Origin of the sequence: Psychrobacter sp. NG27, assembly GCF_016106655.1 — a bacterium.
GTDB lineage: Bacteria > Pseudomonadota > Gammaproteobacteria > Pseudomonadales > Moraxellaceae > Psychrobacter.
Window position 1 is genome coordinate 23,469 of record NZ_JADGIN010000014.1, and the last position, 8,019, is coordinate 31,487.

Sequence of the window (8,019 nt, forward strand, 5' to 3'; positions counted from 1 at the left end):
ATAACTAAGATAAGCGCTTTGTTGATTTAGATAAATAATTCTTGATTAGAATAATTCTTGATCAAAATAAGTCGTAATAATGACTAAATGCTAAGCGTTTTTTCGCCGCGAGCAATACCGATAACACCCGAGCGAACCACTTCCATAATACGCTCACGTCCAAGCACATCAATGAAACCATCAAGTTTGGCTTTGTCACCGACGATTTGAATCGTATACAAGTTGGCATTTACATCGACGATTTGTGCACGGAAAATATCTGCGCTGCGTTTAATCTCTTCACGTATACTGCCAGTCGCCCGTACTTTGATCAGCATCAATTCACGCTCAACGTGTACGTTATCCGTTAGATTAAGCACTTTAACCACTTCAATCAATTTATGCAATTGCTTAGTGATCTGTTCAATTCTTTCAGGTGAAGTAATGGTCGTCAACGTCAAGCGTGAAATGCTTGGGTTGTCAGTAGGCGCGACGTTGAGCGTTTCGATATTATAGCCACGCTGTGAGAACAAGCCGACTAGACGCGACAACGAACCCGCTTCGTTTTCCATCAATACCGAAATCAGATGTTGTTGTTGCATTAGGTACGCTCCCCTTTTGTTAACCACATATCACGCATAGCCTGTCCAGCGATTTGCATCGGATACACATGCTCATTACGATCGACATAAACATCGATAAATACCAGTTTGTCTTTCATTGCCATCGCTTCAGCCAATTGTGCTTCCATGGTCGCAGGGTCAGTAATTTTGATACCAACGTGACCATAACTTTCAGCCAATTTGACAAAATCTGGTAAGGAGTTCATATAAGACTGGGCGTGGCGACCTTCATACAGCATGTCTTGCCACTGCTTCACCATACCTAGCTGTGCGTTATTTAAGTTCAAGATTTTGACTGGTAAATTGTACTGTAGGCACGTTGATAGCTCTTGGATGTTCATCTGAATAGAGCCTTCACCCGTGATACACACCACGTCACGCTCAGGGTTAGCAAGCTTTGCTGCCATCGCATATGGCAGACCAACACCCATGGTACCAAGACCACCTGAGTTCAGCCATTGTCCTGGCTCATTATAGGTATAGTAAAGCGCTGCAAACATCTGATGCTGACCGACGTCACTCGTGATAATAGCGTTGCTATTAGTCACTTTATCTAGAGCTTGTACGACACTTTGTGGCTTGATACCATTGTCTGTACTGGTGTCATAACGCAGACCATGACGCTTACGCCATTCATTAATCTGTGACCACCAATCTAGCAATGCATGCTGCTCTAGTTGCTTATCTTCACCAACGATTTCTAACATATCAGTTAGGACAGACTTTACATCACCAACGATAGGAATGTGCGCAAGAATGGTCTTTGAAATTGAAGTGGGATCGATATCGATATGAATAATCGTTGCATTCGGACAGAATTTTTTGACGTTATTGGTTACGCGGTCATCGAAACGCGCACCAACTGCCAAAATAACATCAGCATGATGCATGCTCATATTGGCTTCATAGGTACCGTGCATACCTAGCATACCCAAGAACTGCTCATCTGAGCCAGGGAACGTACCAAGACCCATCAATGTGTTGGTCACTGGTAAATTCAGACGATGAGCCAGATCGGTCAACTCTTCGTGAGCCTTACTCCAAATCACACCGCCGCCTGCATATACAACAGGACGCTGCGCGGCTAATAAAGTCTCAACCGCTTTTTTGATCTGACCGCTGTGGCCTTTAAGTGAAGGCTGGTAAGAGCGTATAAATACCTCTTCTGGGTACTCATAAGCGAATTTTTCGCTAGGGGCAGTCATATCTTTTGGCACATCAATGACGACAGGGCCTGGGCGTCCAGACTGTGCGATATAGAAGGCTTTTTTGACGATCATCGGAATTTCGCTAGCATGGCGCACTTGGAAACTATGCTTAACGATAGGACGTGACACACCGACCATATCTGTTTCTTGGAAAGCGTCTTCGCCGATTAGGCTACTTGGCACCTGACCTGCAATCACTACCATCGGTACTGAGTCCATGAAGGCTGTCGCAATAGCAGTGACAGTGTTGGTTGCACCAGGACCTGATGTGGCTAATACGACGCCCGTATTACCCGTTACTCGTGAATAAGCATCTGCCATGTGGCCAGCTGCTTGCTCGTGACGCACCAAGATATGCTCAATGGCTTCTTGCTGAAATAGCGCATCATAGATGTGCAGAACAGCACCGCCTGGATAACCAAAGATATATTTGACACCTTCGTCAGTCAGCGCTTGTACCAGCATTTCAGCGCCCGATAGCATCACAGGCTGTGCACTGCCTTCTGCCAGACGTTGTTGCTTTTCTTCAAAATTTTTGGCGGCATTACCCGTTTGGGTATGTCCTGTCATATTCGGACTTTGCGTGGTTTGCGTCACTGTCATCACCTTTTTTTGCGGCGAGAATTCGCGGTATCTTAGGGCCAAAATAATCCAATATCAGCATTATTTTACCTTCATTTGACACCAGCCAATCCTTGTCCATATCAAGAATTTCTGCCTATTATACTCAAGCAATGCGTCCTTTTGAGGTAGCATATTACTCAAATACAGCAATATATGTATGGTCAGGTTTGTGACAGATTTATCGATATATAATGACAAGATGCGAGCGCATCTATGAAGAGACTTATTATTAAGGATTACGACGAGTCAACATCAAGCGAATCATTGCGACAGATTTATAAATATTGATAGCCATATTTTAGTCGCCAATATTGATTTATAAGCATATTAAATCTTATAAGTCGATTTAGGAAACCACAAAGCTATGTGTTTATATCTCGTTTAACGCCACTGCATGTTCGCATTTAGCCATTTTAAATAATAAGTTTATCTCAGTCATTGTAGACGGATAAGTCCGGAGACAATGGATACAGCGATCGATAATAGTCATCATACCTACTACCTGCGCCCTATCATTATCACAAAGAAAATAGAACCTCTTAAGTCACCGATAAGCAACTTATAGCGCTTATTTTCAAGTGCCACGGCAATATCATAAAAGCCGCTCACTGACCAATCAACAGCTATTATATTCGGTGGTTTGCGCCGTATTGTCAAGAAAAACTTATAAACCCTACCCCTAACTATTGGTTATTAAATAATATACATTGATAAGTATTATTTGTTAGAATCAAGTGCTAGTACGTTACCGTTATCACCAAGACATCGAAATATTACTTTCATATATCGTTCGTTAAAGATAATTTGGATATAAAAAAGGCAAATAATAGCGCTATTAGTGTTCAGCAGACTAAATAAATACTAGAACACTCAAGCCTGATACCGTATTCAAGTTATATAAGACTGACCACATCTGTTTTTTGACCAAAAAAGAGGATTGCTACTATGGCGTATGCGTCTAAGATACACACCGCTGTCAAATTATTATCAAGTACCGCGTGTATGCTAATGCTGTCTATGAATGCCAGTCAGGCCATTCAAGTCTATAAGTCGATTGGAGCGTATGGTGAAGTTAAATATAGCCAACATGCCCCGCAGGTCGGTAAAAATATTGAGCTGATCGAGTTTCGTAGTGATGGTCGACAGAACAATGCAGGACAATTAGCTGGCAAAACAGATGCCAGTCAGAGCAACGCCCCTAGTGCAGAAGAGCAAAGAGTGGCAGCGCTTGAGACGCGCATCAAAGAGCAAGAAGCTCAGGCGAACGCTCAGCGCTGTCAATCGTTGCGTAATAACCTAACCAACTTAAACGTTGGTGGACGTATTTATGAGATGGATGCCAGTGGCAAACGTCAATACTTGGATGGTCGCGAAATCGAGCTGAAGCGCGAGCGGGTTCAGCAAGCAATCAGCCAATACTGTGGTAATGCTGCAACTTAACTTTTTTGATATATAATAGTGATCAATTGATCATCAATTGCATCACATGGCGAATGGCTGCTGGCATGTCTTGAGCTTGCAGTCCTCGCTGACCAACCAAAAGCTGCTGACTATGATGGCTCCCTGATATTTGATTAACCAGCATGTCTCCTGCAAATCCATGAATCATCACCGCTTGGTGTAGACAACGAGATAATTCACTTAAGTCTCGTTGTGCAAGCAGACCAGCCATTACTCCAGATAGTACATCGCCCATGCCAGCAGTGGCCATACCAGCATTGCCAACATTGCATACATATATTTGCTGTTGTCCTGCTATTTGCTCTAGTACCAATGACCCTGCCCCCTTTAGCACCCAGTCGCCACCATAAATATCGGCCAACTGTTTGATAGCTTTTAGCCTATCTCTCTCTACCTCGCTTATTTTTTGATCGAGTAATCTAGCCGCTTCGCCACTATGCGGTGTCAGGCAGACTCGATAATTGGCGCTATATTCTCGAAGCTCTTTTACCAGTACATGATTACACCTGTGCAGCGATGCCAAATGATAAAGCCCATCGGCATCAATCACGATTGATTTTTGCTCTGCTATGGCAGTCTGTATATAATCGATAAATAGCGCTTTTGCTTTTTCATCACGGCCCAATCCCATGCCAATAGCCACGACGCTGGCTTGCTCAATCAGCGTCTGTACCCCGTCTACATCATGCAAGTTGATGGTCATCGCATCTGGCAATGAGGTTAGTAGGGCACCATGGAAGTCCTCATGACAGGCAACGGTTATCTTCCCCGCGCCCGTTGCCATCGTACTACTTGCAGAAAGTATTGCCGCACCGCCCATACCTTGAGAGCCATCGACACGATTGCCACCGATAATCAGCACATGTCCATAATTGCCTTTATAGCTGTTTTGGCGTCGCGGCTTCATACTGTGTGCCGCTGTCAATAAGGTGGCAACTGGCACACCTACTTGAGAGTTGTCTTGTACAAATGGTTTGTTAGGCGCTATACAGTGATCAGCTATTTGATATAGTGAGTGTGGAATGGGGAACAGTGGTATGTCGATTACCTCTCCGCTATAGTCAGTGCCATCTTTGGTGTGTAGACCGATTTTTCGCGCAATCAAACATAGCGTTACATCAGCTTGTATCGCTATGCGCTCGAACACTTGCCCTGTAGAGGCTATCAACCCACTCGGAATATCAACTGCCACTGATAGCGCACAGTGCTGCTCAGTGGCATGGTTAAACGCGTGAATTGCCTGTTCATGAATACCTGTTGGTACACGGTCAAGCCCAATACCAAACAAAGCATCGATATATATATCTGCTGGCAAAGCCATCGCTTTTAATTCAGCATCACTAATTTTGTCCCTATCAAACGATTCAAAGCGTTGATAGTTAATATTAGCAGACAGTGCTATTTTTAGTGCTTTTGTAGCGTCAGTGTCGACATCACTGCTTATATTCTCTTGCTTGGATGTCTTTGACTGGCGATGTCCGATTAGGTCATGCTCACTAAACCCTACTGCTATGACCTCCACTTGCCAGCCGGCTTGCTGCAAATAATGAGCAATGAGCCAACCATCACCACCATTATTGCCTTTTCCTACCCAGATACTTGCGCGTGGCAAATAAGCACTGCGATGATAAACATCATTGTTAGCCGAAGAGTCATGGCTCAGATATTTTTTCTCAAAAAGCAGTTCTATCTGCTGCGTCATTTGCCAAGCCGCTTGTTGCATCAATCCAAAGCTATCATACCCTTGTGCAAACCATGCTTGTTCTATCGCATAAATTTGCTCGCTACTATACAGCGCAATGGGCTTGGTATTTTTGGCAGATGATAAGTGCAGCTGATTTTTCATGACTAAGCCCCTTTATTTAAGTCTCGCTATTTTTACTGATGTTTTTATAATATTGGGATATAACTTATATTCTTTGATATCAGCTTAGCAAACCCTTGCATCCATTTATGTATCAATATGCAGGTAAGTTTATGTTCTTTTATACTTGCGCTCATGACTCACTGGCTTATCATAGCGGTATTAATACAATCACTGATGATCAGACATGAATAATTCCACCGAGCTTACCCAGCACACGCCCGTTAAAAGCGAGAAAAGTAAAAACAAGATTGCAGTTAAAGCGTCCATCGAGTTTGTAACAGCGTCGGATGTGAAGCAATGGATCACAGAACAAGCACAAGCATTAGGGTTTGCTGACTGTGGATTCTTGTCTGTGCATCATCCTTTGTTTGCCAAGCAAATGGATCAATTACAGCAGTGGCTTGATAAAGGCTTTGAGGGACAATTGCAGTTCATGCACAACAATCATCATCTGCGAGCGAATCCCGACCAGTTGGTGGTTGGCGCGAAGACCATCATCAGCGTACGGATGGATTACTTGACCCAAGCGCCCACGCCTCGCACTGTCGAGGATAATAATCAGCCCAATCAAGGTATCATTGCGCGCTACGCAAGAGGACGCGATTATCACAAGACAATGCGAAGTCGCCTAAAACAATTGGCACTGAATATCGAAGCCATGCTACCTGAGTGGCAGCATTTAAATATTGGCTCAGAAAAAGAATTTATCTTTAGACCTTTTAGCGACTCTGCCCCAATCTTTGAGCGGCCTATTGCCGATGCGGCAGGGCTTGGCTGGACAGGAAAGCATACCTTGCTAATTAATAAACAAGCGGGTTCGTTCTTTGTACTTGGCGAGTTGTTTTTAAGCCTTGAGCTGCCTGATGATACGCCTGTTAAAGAGCACTGTGGCAGTTGTAGCGCCTGTATCGATATCTGTCCTACCCAAGCCATCGTAGCACCTTACCAACTAAACGCTGCTGCCTGTATTTCTTATTTGACTATCGAGCATGACGGTATTATTGATACCAAGTATCGGCGCGCGATTGGCAATCGGGTCTTTGGCTGCGACGATTGTCAACTTATCTGCCCATGGAATCGATATGCCAATCTGGCTACTGTCGATGACTTTGCCCCGCGCCACAAGCTTGATAGCAGTAGTTTACTTGAGCTGTGGGAGTGGCAAGAAGCTGAGTTTTTGAAAAATACGCAAGGTAGCCCATTGCGACGCACAGGTTATGTTAATTTTTTACGAAATATTGCCATTGGACTTGGCAACGCAAATGCCAGCTTAGAGACAGTCGAACAACTGCAATCCAAATTGGGCATACATAACCCTATGCTTGATGATCATATCGAATGGGCGTTGCTTGAACAGCAGAATAAATTGGCAGCGCAATAAAAAAACTTTCTGTGAAATTATGCATTAAAAAAGCCTCTTAATGATTAAGAGGCTTTTTTGCGTTGTACTTATTGTATGTAAATGCTAATACGTCATTTCAAATGCTGGTTTAATATTGTCTAAATACTATGGCTTAGGAATGCGTAAGACTTGACCTGGATAGATTTTGTCTGGATCAGACAACATTGGCTTATTGGCCTCAAAGATTGTCATGTAGTTACCAGATGCTCCATAAACTTCTTTGGCAATTTTAGACAAACTGTCGCCAGACTTCACGGTATACATCGTCGACTCTGGTGCATCCTCTTCAATGTCGATATTATCAATAACTTTTGCGACGTTCTGTACGTTACCGATAGCAATGATGGCTTTTTCGCGATCAGCCTGAGTTTTAGCATTACCACTAATTTCTGCCGTATCTGTCGAGCCATTATATTTGATTTTCAGATTACTAATATTGAGATTTTGCTGCTGGATGCGGCGCAATAAAATATTGGCAACTGATTGTGCTGACGGCTCACTACTCTGTACTGGCGTGCTGGCGTCGGCTTTCGTTTCTGTTTCCGCGTCATGCTTAGCATCATCGCGATTAAAAATCTTATCACCGATATCTTTTGCAAAACTGAACATACCCATTTAACTACTCCTTGAAATATTATTATTAATCGTTCTTTTTATTGATGCATATATCTAAGTTACATCATGCTTTATTACTACTTACCAAAATGAGTATAAACATAGGTGGTTGAAGTAGCTAGTAATAGTATGTTGAGTAATGTTTAATTGACGTAGTTTATGTTAGGGCGTGTCTTCAATTGGATAAGCCATAAATAATAGTTACAATACCGCATCTATTGAGTCGATGCGAGAAATACA

Annotated in this window: 6 protein-coding genes; 2 read left to right on the forward strand and 4 right to left on the reverse strand. The window is 43.1% G+C overall.

Features of this window, described 5'->3' with window-relative positions:
- Nucleotides 1-83: 83 nt before the first annotated feature.
- Nucleotides 84-581, reverse strand: coding sequence for an acetolactate synthase small subunit (gene ilvN / locus IP485_RS13360; protein ID WP_194365181.1), 498 nt, complete (start codon nt 579-581; stop codon nt 84-86).
- Nucleotides 581-2,293, reverse strand: a complete 1,713-nt coding sequence (locus tag IP485_RS13365; RefSeq protein ID WP_198327729.1) for an acetolactate synthase 3 large subunit — start codon at nt 2,291-2,293, stop codon at nt 581-583. The genes ilvN and IP485_RS13365 overlap by 1 nt, the downstream gene beginning before the upstream one ends.
- A gap of 1,086 nt (nt 2,294-3,379) precedes the next feature.
- Between IP485_RS13365 and IP485_RS13370 the strand changes: the two genes are divergently transcribed.
- Nucleotides 3,380-3,874 carry a DUF4124 domain-containing protein gene (locus IP485_RS13370; RefSeq protein WP_198327726.1) on the forward strand — a complete coding sequence of 165 codons (495 nt, stop codon included), beginning with the start codon at nt 3,380-3,382 and terminating at the stop codon, nt 3,872-3,874.
- A gap of 22 nt (nt 3,875-3,896) precedes the next feature.
- On the opposite strand, the gene IP485_RS13375 is transcribed toward IP485_RS13370, so the two are convergent.
- Nucleotides 3,897-5,741 (reverse strand): NAD(P)H-hydrate dehydratase, encoded by a 1,845-nt coding sequence (locus IP485_RS13375; protein WP_198327727.1) that lies wholly within the window; start codon nt 5,739-5,741, stop codon nt 3,897-3,899.
- A gap of 205 nt (nt 5,742-5,946) precedes the next feature.
- Between IP485_RS13375 and queG the strand changes: the two genes are divergently transcribed.
- Complete coding sequence (gene queG, locus IP485_RS13380) at nt 5,947-7,143, forward strand: tRNA epoxyqueuosine(34) reductase QueG (RefSeq protein WP_198327728.1); 1,197 nt, start codon at nt 5,947-5,949, stop codon at nt 7,141-7,143.
- A gap of 126 nt (nt 7,144-7,269) precedes the next feature.
- Here queG and lysM read toward each other — a convergent pair whose 3' ends face one another.
- Nucleotides 7,270-7,779: a peptidoglycan-binding protein LysM gene (gene lysM, locus IP485_RS13385; protein WP_194365176.1), complete on the reverse strand. Its 510-nt coding sequence runs from the start codon at nt 7,777-7,779 to the stop codon at nt 7,270-7,272.
- Between the last annotated feature and the right edge of the window lie 240 nt (nt 7,780-8,019).